This is a genomic window from Agathobacter rectalis ATCC 33656, assembly GCF_000020605.1.
Taxonomy (GTDB): domain Bacteria; phylum Bacillota; class Clostridia; order Lachnospirales; family Lachnospiraceae; genus Roseburia; species Roseburia rectalis.
In genome coordinates this window covers 2,136,205-2,151,811 of record NC_012781.1, presented here as the reverse complement: position 1 = coordinate 2,151,811, position 15,607 = coordinate 2,136,205, and the positions used below count along the sequence as shown (strand labels likewise).

Sequence of the window (15,607 nt, the reverse complement as noted above, 5' to 3'; positions counted from 1 at the left end):
CTGTGCGGGAACTGATGCTGCCAGACAGTTTTTGGTTCTTTGAGTTAATATAAAAGTCACAGCGGTACTGGCGTATATGAACAGGGGAGAACGATATGCAGTTAAATTATCGAGATTCAAAGCCTATTTATGAACAAATTAAGGAAGGCATCAGACGAATGATTGTTATGAATGTTATTAAGCAGGACGAAAAGCTACCGTCTGTACGTGTGCTTGCCTGCAAGTATGCAATCAATCCTAACACTATCGCAAAAGCATACAGGGAACTTGAGGAGGAAGGCTATCTTTATACTAAAAGTGGTAAAGGAACCTTTGTTGCTGATGCTAAGACAGCCAGGCAGAGTCTGACAAGGAATTTGAAAATACTCTTTGACCAGGTGGTGACAGAGTTATTTGTGCTTGAAACACCTGTTGAGGAATTGAAAACAAGAATGGATGATGCGAAAGAGCAGCTGAGCATGGAAGATGACTTAGTCAGATTTGTAACACAAGATATGCAGACAGAAGATGTTGTGACAGAGGGTAATGATGATACAGATAAATAATTTAGTGAAAAAATTTGACGATTTTACGGCACTTGATGGTGTGAATATGAACGTGGAAAAAGGAGCTGTCTATGGGCTTGTGGGCCCAAACGGAGCCGGCAAATCTACACTTATCAGGCATATTACAGGAGTAATGAGACAGGATGCAGGGGAAGTGTTTATTGATGGTGAGCCTGTATATGAAAATGCAAGGATTAAAGGGCAGATGGCTTACATTCCGGATGATATGTTTTATTTTTTGCAATCTGATACAATTAATATGATGCATTATTATAAGGGAATGTATCCAAATTTTGATGAGAAGCAGTTTTACAGGATGCAGGAGTTTTTCCCATCTATAGATGTTAAAAGAAATATCAGAAAGCTTTCAAAGGGGATGCAGAAGCAGGTTGCCTTCTGGCTTGCACTGTGCTGTAAACCAAAGCTTATTGTACTTGATGAGCCTGTTGATGGGCTTGATCCTGTTATGAGAAGACAGATATGGTCTATCATGCTTGATGATGTAGCTGTTAATAATACCACAGTTGTTGTATCGTCCCATAATCTGCGTGAGCTGGAGGATGTATGTGATCATGTAGGTATTCTTAATAATGGAAAGATTATGATAGAGAGGTCACTCACGGAGCTGCAGGGCAATATTTCAAAGATTCAGATTGCGTGTCCGTATGGTATGCCTAAGATACCACAGGATTTTAAAGTACTTCATATGTCAAATATAGGAAGAGTATACACAGTTATTGTGCGTGGAGAGCCAGATGCTGTAGTAAAGGCGATTACAGATGGCAAAGACAGTCCGCAGGTAGTGGATGTACTGCCTCTTACTCTGGAGGAAATATTTATCTATGAGATGGGAGGAGAGGACTATGAAGTCAAAGATATCATTTATTAATAGAACAATGCTGCAAAAGAATGTAAAGCTTTACTGGCCAATCTGGACACTGTATACAATAGTGCTATTACTCAACGGTCCGTTTTCCATGTGGAGCAGATTTAAGAATGCAGAGTTTATTTATGGCAAAAACTGGCATAAGTATATGCTTGATATAATATCCCCGGCTATCAGCATGGAGGCGGATATGATTTTTATTTTTGTCATGGCATTGGTTACAGGCATGGCAATGTTCAGTTACCTGTATAATTCGAGAGCTTGTAATATGATTCACTCTATGCCTGTGACGAGGCGGCAGCTTTTTTCGACCAATGTGTTGACAGGTCTGCTGTTTATGTGGATTCCGCAGATAATTAAGTACATTATGTCGTTTGTTATATGTATATCATATGGAAATACTAAGGTGGTACATATTGGAATCAATCTGCTTGCTACAATGGGAATATCTTTTTTTATGTACAGCCTGGTGTGTCTGTGCGCAATGATTACAGGACAGCTGGTTTCTGTAGCAGTGATGTATGCGGTTGTCAATCTGCTGTATGGTGGAGCGGTTATTGCTATTGCCAATGTGCTCACATATGTATCATACGGGCTTTCATATATGGAATTTGTAAGGAAAATAAGTGCTACGTGGTTTGCACCCATGCTACAGCTTCTCAATCGGGTAGGCTTTCATCCGACCATGAAGAATGCAGGGGATGATTATTACTGCATTAAATATACCTTCAGAGGCACAAATACTATCGTAGTCTATGTCATCGCGGCTGCAGTTATATACTTTATTTCTTATAAGATTTATAAGCATAGAGATTTGGAAAATGCAGGAAGTTTTATAGCTATTCCAAAGCTTAAGCCGGTTTTCAGATGGGGGCTTGGCAGTTTGGGAGGATTGATTTTATCTATTGTTGCAGCGTCGCTTTTGCTTGGACTTAGAATCAGCATTGGTGTTCCTACAATTATGATGCTGGCAGTGGTGCTTGGAATCATAGCCTTCTTACTTTTAGAGATGATTATAAGGAAGAATTTTAAAATTTTTTCTAAAGCACTATTTAAGGAAATCATTGCTTTTGGTGCTTTTGTTGTAGTTGTATTTGGAGGTATAACAGTTTACGGAAATGTGCAGGAAAATTATATACCGAAGCTTGCGGATATTGATTCTGCCTGTATAGCCATAGATTTTGATATCAATCTGGAGGGAAAGGATGTTGAAAAGATTTTAGAGACTCAAAAGATACTTATGGCGCAGAAAAAGGATTATTTTAAAAAGAGATATGATGATTCCGGGTATATTACAATCTCATATACATTAAAAAATGGAGAAAAGGTCAACCGTGTATATCATACAACGGATGATTTTAATCCACATAAGCAGTGTAAGGCGATTATGGCGGAGGAAAATAAACCACAGAATATTATTAATGCTATAATGCAGTGTGATACGACAGATATTACCTTTATCAATGGCTCGGCAGAGCAGTATAATGATAAATATGTAGATGTGCTGAATGAGCGCTTTAACGGAAAAGTTGCTGCGGATATTTTTGATGCTGTAAAGAAGGATGTTGAGGCCGGTGTGATGCAGGAATATAATTTGCAGAGAATGCTTGACGGAGTTGATAAGGATACCAGCTATATGTACAATCTTATGCTGAATTTTACAGTGCCAAAGGGCAACAGGATTGGAAAAAGCTGGAATGTCGATGGCTTCACATGGTATGAGGAGCTGTTGGATATACTGGGTGTGACAAAGGAGTATTCTGATTTTGGGGATGCCCGTTCCGATGGTATTGAAACGTATTCGGTCAACATTAGTTTTGGCGAAAACTGTACTAATCTGATAGCTGTTCTTAAAGAAAATGGATTAATTTCATCAAAAGAACCACTTTTGACATATGAATAGTTGTCTCTGTAAATGGTATTGTGATATAATTACTCTGTTATAGATGTTTTGTTTATTATTTTATCATTATTCTGAATAGTTACAATTAGTCTATAATCTAATATGAATTTAGAACAGGAGAGTATATGAGCAGACCAGTAGTGGCCATCGTTGGCCGTCCAAATGTTGGAAAATCTACTCTCTTCAATGCGCTTGCAGGAGAGAGGATATCTATAGTAAAGGACACTCCGGGTGTCACAAGAGACAGAATCTATGCAGATGTATCATGGCTTGATTATAATTTTACCATGATTGATACAGGTGGTATTGAGCCGGAATCCGGAGACGTGATACTGTCACAGATGAGAGAGCAGGCACAGATTGCTATAGACACCGCAGATGTTATTATTTTTATTACAGATGTGAAGCAGGGACTTGTTGATTCTGATTCAAAGGTGGCGGATATGCTTCGTCGTTCACACAAGCCGGTTGTATTAGTTGTCAATAAGGTGGACAGCTTTGAAAAGTATATGACGGATGTGTATGAGTTTTATAACTTAGGAATTGGTGATCCACATCCTATATCTGCAGCTTCGATGCTTGGACTCGGAGATATGCTTGATGAGGTTGTAAAGCATTTTCCGGATTCATCTAAGCAGGACGATGAGGATGACAGACCGAGAGTTGCTATAGTAGGTAAGCCTAATGTAGGTAAGTCATCGCTTATCAACAAGCTTGCCCGTGAGGACAGGGTAATAGTGTCAGATATAGCAGGCACCACAAGAGATGCTATCGATACAGCCATAAAATATGATGGTAAGGAGTATATATTTATCGATACAGCCGGTCTCAGGCGCAAGAATAAGATAAAAGAGGATATAGAGCGATACAGTATTATACGTGCAGTTTCCGCAGTTGAGAGAGCTGATGTTGTCATTGTAGTGATAGATGCTACAGAGGGAGTTACTGAGCAGGATGCTAAAATTGCGGGTATTGCACACGAAAGAGGCAAGGGAATTATCATTGCTGTCAATAAATGGGATGCTATTGAAAAGGATAATAATACCGTAAAGCAGCACACAGAGAAAATCCGACAGATATTAAGTTTTATACCATATGCAGAGATACTGTTTATTTCGGCAAAATCAGGTCAGAGACTCAACAAGATATTTGAGCTCATCGATGTTGTTATAGAAAATAACTCAATGCGTGTTGCAACAGGAGTGCTAAATGAGATCGTTACGGAGGCAGTTGCCATGCAGCAGCCGCCTACAGACAAGGGCAAGAGACTTAAGATATACTATGTGACTCAGGTTTCGGTTAAGCCGCCTACCTTTGTAATCTTTGTAAACGACAAGAATCTTATGCATTTCTCATATACCAGATATCTCGAGAACAGAATCAGGGATACATTTGGTTTCAGGGGAACTGCACTTAAGTTTATTACAAGAGAACGAAAGGAAAATGAGTAAAATGATACTGGCTAGGATTTTAGCATTGGTCGTAGGGTATTTCTTTGGAACCTTTCAGACCGGATATTTTTATGGTAAGGCACATGGAATAGATGTAAGAGAGCATGGAAGCGGTAATTCAGGCACCACCAATACACTTCGGACACTTGGATGGAAGGCCGGTGCAGTTACTTTCTTTGGTGATTTGTTCAAGGCAATCATAGCGGTTTTGATATTTTATTTCATATATAGAAATACATATCCACAGGCTGTTAAATGCATAGAGCTGTATGCAGGCTTTGGAGCGGTGCTTGGACACAATTTTCCGTTCTTTCTCAATTTTAAGGGAGGAAAGGGAATAGCATGTACATCAGGTGTGATACTTGCTGTATGTCCGATTGCGGCTCCGATATGTCTGGTATTGTTTATTCTTGCTGTAGCCATAACAAGATATGTCTCGCTTGGTTCTATACTGGTTGTTATATCGTTTCTGATTCAGGCAATTGTGTTTAACCATATGGGGCTGCTTGGAGTAAGTGGCAATTATGCGGTCGAGTTTGATATACTTGCTGCTTGTTTTACGGCGATGGCTATCTGGCGACACAGAGCCAATATCAAGAGACTTTTAAGTGGAACTGAAAATAAATTTGGTCAGAAGGCAAAGTAATAATAGTTTTTGATTATAATAATTATATAAAATACGAGGCATAGAAAATGAGTAGAGTAGGTATTATAGGTGCAGGAAGCTGGGGTACAGCATTATCCCTGGTGCTTGCAAATAACGGACATTCTGTTGAAATATGGTCAATTGTGGAGAGCGAGATTGAGATGCTTAAAGAAAAGCATGAGCATATTGATAAGCTTCCTGGAGTAAAGCTTCCGGATAGCATTACCTTTACAACAGATATAGAGGAAACAATCAAAAATAACGATATACTTGTACTTGCGGTACCTTCTGTATTCACCAGAAGCACAGCAGTAAAAATGGCTCCGTTTGTGAAGGAAGGACAGATAATTGTCTGTGTGGCAAAGGGAATTGAAGAAAACACTCTTATGACAATATCTGATGTGGTAGAGAGTGAGATACCTTGCGCTGATGTGGCTGTAATGTGTGGACCTTCACATGCAGAGGAGGTCGGACGGCTGCTTCCTACGACTGTTGTTGCAGGAGCAAGGACACAGAAGACCGCTGAGATAGTACAGGATCTTTTTATGAATGAGGTATTTCGTGTGTATACCAGTCCTGATGTGCTTGGAATGGAGCTTGGAGGCTCCCTCAAGAATGTCATAGCACTTGCAGCAGGCATGGCAGACGGACTTGGCTATGGAGATAATACAAAGGCAGCGCTTATTACCAGAGGAATTGCAGAAATATCTGTGCTTGCGATTGAGATGGGAGCAAAGGCGGAGACACTTTTTGGACTGACAGGTATCGGAGACCTTATTGTTACATGTGAGAGTCGTCACAGCCGTAATAGAAAGGCCGGAATGCTCATAGGTCAGGGCTACACAATGGATGAAGCAACAAAAGAAGTCAAGATGGTTGTAGAGGGCATCTATTCAGCAAAGGCTGCACTTGCCCTTGCAGAAAAATATGATGTAAGGATGCCGATTATCGAGGAAGTAAACAGAGTGCTTTTTGAGGATAAGCCGGCAAAGGAGGCTGTCTCAGAGCTTATGCTTCGTGACAGGAAGATTGAGCACTCAAGTCTGGAGTGGAAATAATTAGTTAACAGGTTGGGTAATAAATGGCTATAGACGGTCATATATAAAATTACATCAGGGGAAATTATAAAATGAAAATAAATATAAAAAAATTGACAACCACAGCCAAAATCCCTACAAGGGGAAGTGAATATGCAGCAGGCTATGATTTATATGCCGACATTACTAAGGATCTTGTCATTGAGCCACACGAGACAGCAAAGATAGGCACGGGGCTTTCGATAGAGATTCCTGACGGATATTTTGGGGCAGTTTTTGCCAGAAGTGGCTTAGCTGCAAAGCAGGCACTTCGCCCGGCAAACTGCGTGGGTGTGTGTGACAGTGATTACAGGGGAGAGTATATTGTGGCTCTTCACAATGATGGAACGCAGGCACGCACTATTAATCCCGGAGATCGCATAGCGCAGCTTGTGGTCATGCCATATCTGGCTGTTGAGTTTAATGAGGTGTCAGAGCTTTCTGATACGAAGCGTGGTGCCGGTGGATTCGGTTCTACGGGAGCTAATTAATCACAAATGAGTTACAATTAAAACTAATCTTTACTTAAAAAGGGGGACTTATCATGGAAAATCGTATTGTAAAATTTAAATCAAAGGAGAGTGCAGGCTTAAACTTACACGCTATACCGGGACATTTCGCTACAAGTCATTCGCATATTAATTATTATGTAGATGTGACAAGCATCAAGACCCGTGTGTCCGAGGCAAAGGAAGCTGCAAAGGCTCTTTACACCAAGGTACCGCATCATTCATATATAGATACAATAGTATGTATGGATGGAACAGAAATGATTGGTGCATTCTTAAGCCAGGAGATTGAGCGAAACGGACTTATGTCTGTGAATAAGCACGAGACAATTTACGTTGTATCGCCTGAGATTAACAACGGACAGATGCTTTTCAGGGATAACAATAAGGGCGCTATAGATGGCAAGCATGTTGTACTTCTTCTGGCAACTACCACGACAGGTGAGACGATCAGAAGAGCGATGGAGTGTATCAACTATTATGGCGGTATGGTCACATGTATTGCGTCCATATTCTCAACCATCGATGAGGTCAATGGAGTAAAGATTGATAAGCTGTTTGATGACGATGATGTGGTAAACTACCAGACATATCCTGTTACAGAGTGTCCATTCTGCAAGAAGGGGCTGCCGATTGAGGCTATGGTCAATGGCTTTGGATATTCTAAGCTGTAATTAGTACGTTTATTGCAGTAATTACCTTGTAATTGTTTCGATATCAGACTGTGTTTCGTCATAATGACAACAACACGTTAAATTATTTGGCGGATTGACTATAGCCAATTGACGATATGTTTTGTATTATAAAGATACAAAGAAACAAGGTAACAGACAGTCAAGGCACTGAACAGTTACATATATGTACATAATACTTAGGAGGTATTTTTAAAATGGCAAGTTTATCATTAAAGAACGTTTGCAAAGTTTATCCAAACGGATTTGAGGCAGTTAAGGATTTCAACCTTGAAGTAGAAGATAAAGAGTTCATCATCTTCGTAGGACCTTCAGGATGTGGAAAATCAACAACACTTCGTATGATCGCAGGTCTTGAGGAGATTTCTTCAGGAGAGCTTATCATCGACGGAAAGGTTATGAATGACGTAGAGCCAAAGGATCGTGATATCGCAATGGTATTCCAGAACTACGCTCTTTACCCACATATGACAGTATTTGACAACATGGCATTTGGACTTAAGCTTAGAAAAGTTCCAAAGGATGAGATTAAGGCAAAAGTTGAGGAGGCAGCAAGAATCCTTGACCTTGAGAAATTATTAGACCGTAAGCCAAAGGCTCTTTCAGGTGGACAGAGACAGCGAGTTGCCATGGGTCGTGCAATCGTTCGTAATCCTAAGGTATTCCTTATGGATGAGCCTTTATCAAACCTTGATGCAAAGCTTCGTGTACAGATGAGATCTGAGATTTCTTCATTACATAACAGATTAGGTGCAACAATCATCTACGTTACACATGATCAGACAGAGGCTATGACACTTGGAACAAGAATCGTTGTTCTTAAAGATGGTGTTATCATGCAGGTAGACAGCCCACAGAAGCTTTACAATCAGCCAAACAACCTGTTCGTTGCAGGATTCATCGGATCACCACAGATGAACTTTATAGATGCTCAGTGTGTTGTTGAGGGAGCAAAGGCATTCCTTAAATTCGATAAATACCAGGTTGAACTTCCAGAGGCAAAGGCTAAGAAGCTTATCGATGGCGGTTATGCTGGAAAGAACGTAGTATTCGGTATCAGACCTGAGGATATCTACGATTCAGCAGAGCATCTTGATAAATTTGCTACATGCAAGATTGATTCAGATGTTACAGGATATGAGTTACTTGGTGCAGAGGTATTATTATACTTCACAGTTGCAGGCGCAAATATGTCAGCAAGAGTTGATTCAGATACACCGGCTCGTTACGGTGATCACATTGAGCTTGCATTTGATCCACACAAGATTCATGTATTTGATAAAGAAACTGAATTGACAATTACCAACTAGTTCGTTAAAATTAAATAGTTGTAAATTGACAGACCGGGTGTATAATTTACACCCGGTTTTCTTTTGCGAATGTGTGTGAGGTTCTGAAAAGTTAAGTTACGGTGTTAAATTATAGCAGGGTTACAGCTTATGACTTGTGGAAGCTTTTTACTTGCCTACGTCAGAACAGTAATGAGAGGATAAGAATATGATTACGAATCAGAAACTGAAAAAATCACTTGAGGAAATAAAAAATATTACTTCGTTTGATGCGATTTTATACTCAGCCAAGGGAAAGCATCTGACAGGTACGGTGGAAGAGCCGGAACATAGCGACATTTTTGTGAAGGAGTTTATAGTATCCGAAGAGGATGTTAGGGAAAAAAACGATGCAATCGCATTTGCGGTTGAAATTGATTCAGAGCTTGAGTATGTGCTCGTAATGTTCTGCCCGTATACGAGTGAGAATCTTGTAATAGGCAGGATGGCAGTTTGTCAGCTTCGTACACTTGTGCTCGGTGAGTCAGAGCGATATGACAGAAATAATTTTATTCAGAATATTCTTCTTGGCAATATGCTTGGTTCTGATATAATAAACCGTGCCAAGAAATTACATATAGAAAACAGAAAACGAGTAGTATATGTTATAGATACCGGAAAGAACAGCAATGAGATAGCAGTTGAGCTTGCAAAGAATCTGGCAGATATCAGAAGCGGTGATTTTGTGGTGGCGATGGATGAGCATAATGTAGTGCTGGTAAAGGATGTTGAGGACATAGATTCACCAAAGCTTCAGGAAAAGCTTTCATCTATTGCAGGAAGTCTGGTTGACAATCTGCTTGCAGAGGCTATGATTAAGGTACGGGTGGGCTATGGCAATCCGACGGATGTTCTTCCAAAGATTACAGAGTCTTATCAGGAGGCAAAAATGGCGCTTGAGGTTGGCAGGCTGTTTTACGTGGAAAAGGAAATTATGGCATATGACAGGCTGGGCATAGGAAGACTTATTTATCAGCTTCCAATGAGTCTGTGTGAGATGTTTATCCGTGAGGTTTTTGGTGATGAGGTGCCACAGATACTTGATGACGAGGAGGCAATGTCTACAATCTCCAAGTTCTTCGAGAACAATCTGAACATTTCAGAGACTGCAAGACAGCTTTATGTGCATAGAAATACGCTTGTGTACAGGCTAGAGCGTATTGAGAAGTCGATAGGTCTTGATATCAGAACCTTTGATGATGCTATGATATTTAAAATAGCTACGATGGTGTTAGCGCATATCAAGGATAGCAGGCAGGGCAGATAATATAATTATTACGCAATTTAAAGAAGTAGGAGACAAGTATGGCCAAGAAGCAAACATACGATGAGAAAAGCATAGCAATTTTAGAAGGACTTGAGGCAGTCAGAAAAAGACCGGGTATGTATATAGGAAGTGTCACAACCAAGGGACTAAACCATCTGATATATGAGATTGTGGACAACTCCGTAGATGAGCATCTGGCAGGTGCCTGTGATACCATAAGGGTAACTCTTGAGAAAAACGGTTCGTGTACGGTGGAGGATAACGGACGTGGAATACCTGTAGGTATGCATGCTAAGGGGGTATCTGCAGCGCGTGTTGTATTCTCGACACTGCACGCAGGAGGTAAATTCGACAATTCTGTATATAAGACCAGTGGAGGTCTGCACGGAGTTGGTTCGTCGGTTGTAAATGCATTATCCACATATATGGATGTGGAGATAAGCAGAGATGGCTATATCCACCATGACAGATATGAAAAGGGTGTTCCTGTCGTGGAGCTTGAAAATGGCCTGCTTCCTACTTTAGGCAAAACCAAAAAAACAGGAACAAAGATTAATTTCCTGCCGGATCCGGAGATTTTTGAGAAGACAAGATTCAGGGAAGAGGATGTAAAGAACAGACTGAAGGAGACTGCATATCTCAATCCGAAGCTTACAATCATATACGAGGACAAACGAGGTGATGCGACAGAGCATATTGAGTATCATGAGCCTGAGGGTATTGTTGGTTTTGTAAAGGATTTGGATAAAAATATTGAAAAGCTGCATGATGTCATTTACTTTACAGGAGAGAGTGAGAATATAAAGGTTGAGGTGGCTTTTCAGTATACAAGCGAGTTCCATGAGAATATTCTAGGTTTTTGCAACAATATATACAATTCTGAGGGTGGAGCGCATATCACAGGCTTTAAGACTGCGTTTACAGGTATTATCAATTCATATGCCAGAGAGCTTGGTATATTAAAGGACAAGGATGCGAATTTCAACGGAGCAGATGTCAGAAACGGCATGACTGCTGTAGTGTCAGTAAAGCATCCTGACCCTAGATTTGAGGGTCAGACAAAGACAAAGCTTGACAATCAGGATGCAAACCGTGCAACTGCCAAGGTGACAAATGATGAGGTACCGCTTTATTTTGACAAGAATCTTGAGGTTTTAAAGACGGTAATATCATGTGCTGAGAAGGCCGCAAAGATTAGAAAAGCTGAGGAGAAGGCAAAGACCAATCTGCTCACAAAGCAGAAGTTTTCCTTTGATTCAAACGGAAAGCTTGCAAACTGTGAGAGCAGGGATGCTTCTAAGTGCGAGATTTTCATAGTCGAGGGAGATTCGGCCGGAGGCTCGGCAAAGATGGCAAGAAACCGTATGTTTCAGGCAATCATGCCGATTCGAGGCAAGATTTTGAATGTTGAAAAGGCAAGTATTGATAAGGTACTGGCAAACGCTGAAATAAAGACAATGATAAATGCGTTTGGCTGCGGATTTTCGGAAGGGTATGGAAATGATTTTGATATAACAAAGCTTCGCTATGACAAAATCATCATTATGGCCGATGCTGATGTGGACGGAGCTCATATCTCCACACTGCTTTTGACTCTGTTCTTCAGGTTTATGCCTGAGCTTATTTTAGAGGGACATGTATATGTTGCCATGCCTCCGCTTTACAAGGCTATTCCGTCAAAGGGCGAGGAAAAATATTTGTATGACGATGCGGAGCTTGACAAGTACAGAAAGACACATACAGGCAAGTTTACGTTGCAAAGATATAAGGGTCTTGGAGAGATGGATGCGGATCAGCTCTGGGATACCACACTAAATCCCGCAACAAGGATGCTAAAGCGTATTGAAATAGAGGATGGGCGCCTGGCAAATGATGTGACATCACTGCTTATGGGTAGTGATGTGCCACCGAGAAAAGAGTTCATATACGAGCATGCGCATGACGCGGAGCTGGATGTGTAAGCATGACGATTTTGCTTTTGGTTCTCAGTGGTTCTGAATAGTTAAGCAGTATTTATAATCGGAGAAAGACATGGATAGAAATATAGATAACAATGTAGACAACAATATAATTCAGACCGAATATTCGGAGCTGATGCAGAAATCATATATTGACTATGCGATGAGTGTCATTATAGCAAGAGCCCTGCCGGATGTGCGCGATGGGCTTAAGCCTGTACAAAGGCGTACACTTTATGATATGCATGAGCTGGGCATCAGGTACGACAAGCCATATAGAAAGAGTGCGCGTATAGTCGGTGATACAATGGGTAAATATCATCCACACGGCGATTCATCAATCTATGATGCGATGGTTGTTTTGGCACAGGACTTCAAAAAGGGCATGCCGCTTATCGATGGACACGGTAATTTTGGCTCAATCGAGGGAGACGGAGCCGCTGCCATGCGTTATACTGAGGCAAGACTTCAAAAAATCACACAGGAAGCATATCTTGCTGATCTTGACAAAAATGTGGTTGATTTCATTCCAAACTACGACGAGACAGAAAAAGAGCCAGAGGTGCTTCCGGTCAAGGTGCCGAACCTTTTGATAAATGGAGCTGAGGGTATAGCAGTCGGCATGGCGACAAGCATTCCGCCACACAATTTTGGCGAGGTGGTGGACGGTGTGATTGCTTATATGAAAAATCCTGATATCACCACAGCCGAGATGATGCAGTATATAAAGGGGCCTGATTTTCCGACAGGAGGCATTGTTGCAAATCAGGATGATCTTGCAGCAATATATGAGACCGGACAGGGAAAGATAAAAATCCGTGGAAGAATCGAAATAGAGAAGGGGAAGGCAGGAAAGGACAAGCTTGTCATTACGGAAATCCCATATACAATGATTGGTGCCAATATAGGAAAATTCTTAAATGATGTCTATTCACTTGTCGAGTCAAAAGCGACAACGGATATTGTGGACATAACCAACCAATCATCGAAAGAGGGAATAAGAATTGTCTTAGAGCTTAAAAAAGGTGCTGATGTTGAGGCACTTAAGAACCTTTTGTATAAAAAGACAAAGCTGGAGGACACTTTCGGTGTAAATATGCTGGCCGTCGCAAATGGAAGACCTGAGACGCTTGGTCTTGTACCAATAATAAGGCACCATGTCAATTTCCAGTATGAGATTGCAAAAAGAAAGTATGAGACACTTCTTGCAAAGGAGCAGGAGAAAGAAGAAATACAGCAGGGACTCATAAAGGCCTGCAACGTGATAGATCTGATTATTGAAATATTAAGAGGAAGCCGTGACCAGAAAATGGCAAAGGCATGTCTCATAAACGGAGAGACAGAGGGAATTAAATTCAAGTCAAAGGCTTCAGAGGCCATGGCAGCCCAGCTTTGCTTTACTGAGCGTCAGGCAGCTGCTATCCTTGAAATGCGTCTGTACAAGCTGATTGGACTCGAAATTGAGGCTCTGATTAAGGAACACGAGGAGACCAGGGCAAAGATTGCAGAGTACAGCGATATTTTAGAGCATCGCTCGTCCATGGCAAAGGTCATTATGAAGGAGCTTAAAGCGTTCCGCAAGGAATATGCAAGGGACAGACGCACAGAGCTTGATAATCTCGAGGAAGCAGTTGTAGTCAAAAAAGAGCTTGAGGTATCGGATGTAGTGCTGCTTATGGACCGCTTCGGCTATGTGAAGACAGTAGATACTTCAACCTATGATAGAAACAAAGATACAGCTGACGCAGAGAACAAGCTGATATTAAAGGTCAAAAATATAGATAAGCTGTGCATTTTCACAAACAACGGAAACATGCATCTTGTCAAGGTATTAGACCTGCCTTACGGCAAATTCCGTGACAAGGGCACACCTATTGACAATGTAAGCAACTATGACAGCAGTAAGGAGGATATAGTATTTATAGCACCTCTTATGGATGTTGAAAAGCACAAGCTTATATTTGGAACGAAGTCAGCCATGATAAAGCTCGTGGATGGTGCTGAATTTGTGGTGACACGAAAGACCTCGCAGGCCACAAAGCTCATGGATGATGATGAGCTGTTGTTTGTTGACATGCTTTCAGAGAATGCTACAATGGTAATGCGTTCAAAGAAGGAGATGTTCCTTCGAATCGACTGTGGCACTATTCCTGAAAAGAAAAAGGCAGCAGTAGGTGTCAGGGGAATGAGGCTTGACAGAGAGGATGAGCTTACTGACATTTATCTGCTTAATGACCAGGATGAAAAAGAGGTCGAGGTAAAGGGTAAGCAGGTGGCGCTTCACAGGCTGCACATTGCAAACCGTGACACTAAGGGCGTGAAGAAATAATATATCACATGACAATATAACGTAAAGCATAAACTGTGTACGGTTTTGAGTATGTATGGCCTGGAGCAGTTAAAATATCTGACATGAAAGGAAGCGATGAGCTTGTTGGACAAATTAAGAGAGCTTGGCATTTCAGAAAATCTGATTAAGGAAATTGAAAAGTTTCGCTCGCAGTATCCGGTGGACAAGGAGTATGAGTCAAGAATCCCCGTGCCTACACAGTTTTATTACGGAAGCGATGTGTGGGAACAGGCTATAACAGCTGTTTTGTGTGGAGAAAATCTGCTTTTAGTAGGAGAAAAGGCCACAGGAAAGAATCTTTTCGCAGAGAATCTGGCAGGTGTATTTAACAGACCACGCTGGGATGTGTCATTTCACGTAAATATGGATGCAGCATCACTTATCGGAACGGATACGTTTAGCGCCGGAGAAGTAACTTTCAGACCGGGACCTGTGTATACAGCGGCAAAAACCGGCGGCTTTGCGGTGCTTGATGAGATAAATATGGCAAAAAGTGAGGCTATGGCAGTGCTTCATGCCACACTTGATTTCAGACGTACAATAGATGTGCCGGGCTATGACAGACTGTCGCTTCATCCGGCAACAAGATTTATTGCCACGATGAATTACGGCTATGCAGGCACAAAGGAGCTAAATGAGGCTCTTGTATCACGTTTTGCGGTAATCCGGATGCCTATGATTTCAAAAGAGAGCCTTGTGAAGCTCATAAAGGAACATTATCCTACAATACGTGAAGCGGGAGCAAATGAGCTTGCGGAGGTATTTCTTGAACTGCATACCAAGTGTAAAAATGGCGAAATATCATCAAAGGCACTTGATCTGCGTGGTCTCATCGGTTCAATTGGTATGATGGAAAAGGGCTTAAATATATATGCAGCTCTGGATATGGGTATAACAAACAAGAGCTTTGATGAATATGAGCAGACGCTTATCCGTGATACAATCCGTGCAAGAATCTCAAGGAAGATGAGCAGAGAGCAGCTGTTTTGTTGATAT

13 protein-coding genes are annotated in these 15,607 nt (G+C 41.2%); all 13 read left to right on the top strand.

The genetic code is table 11. From position 1 onward, the window contains the following. Window positions 1–95 precede the first annotated feature (95 nt). The gene (locus EUBREC_RS10345; protein ID WP_012743124.1) at window positions 96–545 is read left to right on the top strand and encodes a GntR family transcriptional regulator; all 450 of its coding nucleotides are present in this window, start codon (window positions 96–98) and stop codon (window positions 543–545) included. Continuing rightward, the gene (locus EUBREC_RS10340; protein WP_041254132.1) at window positions 529–1,434 is read left to right on the top strand and encodes an ABC transporter ATP-binding protein; all 906 of its coding nucleotides are present in this window, start codon (window positions 529–531) and stop codon (window positions 1,432–1,434) included. The genes EUBREC_RS10345 and EUBREC_RS10340 overlap by 17 nt, the downstream gene beginning before the upstream one ends. Then, window positions 1,409–3,334 carry an ABC-2 transporter permease gene (locus tag EUBREC_RS10335; protein ID WP_012743122.1) on the top strand — a complete coding sequence of 642 codons (1,926 nt, stop codon included), beginning with the start codon at window positions 1,409–1,411 and terminating at the stop codon, window positions 3,332–3,334. Before EUBREC_RS10340 ends, EUBREC_RS10335 begins: the two co-directional genes overlap by 26 nt. Window positions 3,335–3,459: 125 nt before the next feature. Beyond that, window positions 3,460–4,785 carry a ribosome biogenesis GTPase Der gene (der, locus tag EUBREC_RS10330; RefSeq protein ID WP_012743121.1) on the top strand — a complete coding sequence of 442 codons (1,326 nt, stop codon included), beginning with the start codon at window positions 3,460–3,462 and terminating at the stop codon, window positions 4,783–4,785. Next, the gene (gene plsY, locus EUBREC_RS10325) at window positions 4,778–5,431 is read left to right on the top strand and encodes a glycerol-3-phosphate 1-O-acyltransferase PlsY (protein WP_012743120.1); all 654 of its coding nucleotides are present in this window, start codon (window positions 4,778–4,780) and stop codon (window positions 5,429–5,431) included. The genes der and plsY overlap by 8 nt, the downstream gene beginning before the upstream one ends. A gap of 47 nt (window positions 5,432–5,478) precedes the next feature. Beyond that, window positions 5,479–6,489 carry an NAD(P)H-dependent glycerol-3-phosphate dehydrogenase gene (locus tag EUBREC_RS10320; RefSeq protein ID WP_012743119.1) on the top strand — a complete coding sequence of 337 codons (1,011 nt, stop codon included), beginning with the start codon at window positions 5,479–5,481 and terminating at the stop codon, window positions 6,487–6,489. Window positions 6,490–6,560: 71 nt separating this feature from the next. Beyond that, window positions 6,561–6,998, top strand: coding sequence for a dUTP diphosphatase (gene dut, locus EUBREC_RS10315; RefSeq protein ID WP_012743118.1), 438 nt, complete (start codon window positions 6,561–6,563; stop codon window positions 6,996–6,998). A gap of 53 nt (window positions 6,999–7,051) precedes the next feature. Continuing rightward, the gene (locus EUBREC_RS10310) at window positions 7,052–7,690 is read left to right on the top strand and encodes a type I phosphoribosyltransferase (protein ID WP_012743117.1); all 639 of its coding nucleotides are present in this window, start codon (window positions 7,052–7,054) and stop codon (window positions 7,688–7,690) included. Between the two features lie 215 nt (window positions 7,691–7,905). Beyond that, on the top strand, window positions 7,906–9,018 hold the full coding sequence (locus EUBREC_RS10305; RefSeq protein ID WP_012743116.1) for an ABC transporter ATP-binding protein: 1,113 nt from the start codon (window positions 7,906–7,908) through the stop codon (window positions 9,016–9,018). A gap of 187 nt (window positions 9,019–9,205) precedes the next feature. Next, window positions 9,206–10,303 carry a PucR family transcriptional regulator gene (locus EUBREC_RS10300; RefSeq protein WP_012743115.1) on the top strand — a complete coding sequence of 366 codons (1,098 nt, stop codon included), beginning with the start codon at window positions 9,206–9,208 and terminating at the stop codon, window positions 10,301–10,303. Between the two features lie 38 nt (window positions 10,304–10,341). Beyond that, window positions 10,342–12,264, top strand: a complete 1,923-nt coding sequence (locus tag EUBREC_RS10295; RefSeq protein ID WP_012743114.1) for a DNA gyrase/topoisomerase IV subunit B — start codon at window positions 10,342–10,344, stop codon at window positions 12,262–12,264. Window positions 12,265–12,334: 70 nt separating this feature from the next. Continuing rightward, the gene (locus EUBREC_RS10290) at window positions 12,335–14,590 is read left to right on the top strand and encodes a DNA gyrase/topoisomerase IV subunit A (protein WP_012743113.1); all 2,256 of its coding nucleotides are present in this window, start codon (window positions 12,335–12,337) and stop codon (window positions 14,588–14,590) included. A 96-nt stretch (window positions 14,591–14,686) separates the two neighbouring features. Beyond that, complete coding sequence (locus EUBREC_RS10285) at window positions 14,687–15,604, top strand: AAA family ATPase (protein WP_012743112.1); 918 nt, start codon at window positions 14,687–14,689, stop codon at window positions 15,602–15,604. Window positions 15,605–15,607 lie beyond the last annotated feature (3 nt).

What these genes read in the sequence shown, in the direction of transcription:
- EUBREC_RS10335 (WP_012743122.1), top strand. Translation starts at nt 1,409, where the DNA reads ATGAAGTCAAAGATATCATTTATTAATAGAACAATGCTGCAAAAGAAT.
- dut (WP_012743118.1), top strand. Translation starts at nt 6,561, where the DNA reads ATGAAAATAAATATAAAAAAATTGACAACCACAGCCAAAATCCCTACA.
- EUBREC_RS10345 (WP_012743124.1), top strand. Translation starts at nt 96, where the DNA reads ATGCAGTTAAATTATCGAGATTCAAAGCCTATTTATGAACAAATTAAG.
- EUBREC_RS10300 (WP_012743115.1), top strand. Translation starts at nt 9,206, where the DNA reads ATGATTACGAATCAGAAACTGAAAAAATCACTTGAGGAAATAAAAAAT.
- EUBREC_RS10320 (WP_012743119.1), top strand. Translation starts at nt 5,479, where the DNA reads ATGAGTAGAGTAGGTATTATAGGTGCAGGAAGCTGGGGTACAGCATTA.
- EUBREC_RS10340 (WP_041254132.1), top strand. Translation starts at nt 529, where the DNA reads ATGATACAGATAAATAATTTAGTGAAAAAATTTGACGATTTTACGGCA.
- EUBREC_RS10290 (WP_012743113.1), top strand. Translation starts at nt 12,335, where the DNA reads ATGGATAGAAATATAGATAACAATGTAGACAACAATATAATTCAGACC.
- EUBREC_RS10295 (WP_012743114.1), top strand. Translation starts at nt 10,342, where the DNA reads ATGGCCAAGAAGCAAACATACGATGAGAAAAGCATAGCAATTTTAGAA.
- EUBREC_RS10310 (WP_012743117.1), top strand. Translation starts at nt 7,052, where the DNA reads ATGGAAAATCGTATTGTAAAATTTAAATCAAAGGAGAGTGCAGGCTTA.
- EUBREC_RS10285 (WP_012743112.1), top strand. Translation starts at nt 14,687, where the DNA reads ATGAGCTTGTTGGACAAATTAAGAGAGCTTGGCATTTCAGAAAATCTG.
- EUBREC_RS10305 (WP_012743116.1), top strand. Translation starts at nt 7,906, where the DNA reads ATGGCAAGTTTATCATTAAAGAACGTTTGCAAAGTTTATCCAAACGGA.
- plsY (WP_012743120.1), top strand. Translation starts at nt 4,778, where the DNA reads ATGAGTAAAATGATACTGGCTAGGATTTTAGCATTGGTCGTAGGGTAT.
- der (WP_012743121.1), top strand. Translation starts at nt 3,460, where the DNA reads ATGAGCAGACCAGTAGTGGCCATCGTTGGCCGTCCAAATGTTGGAAAA.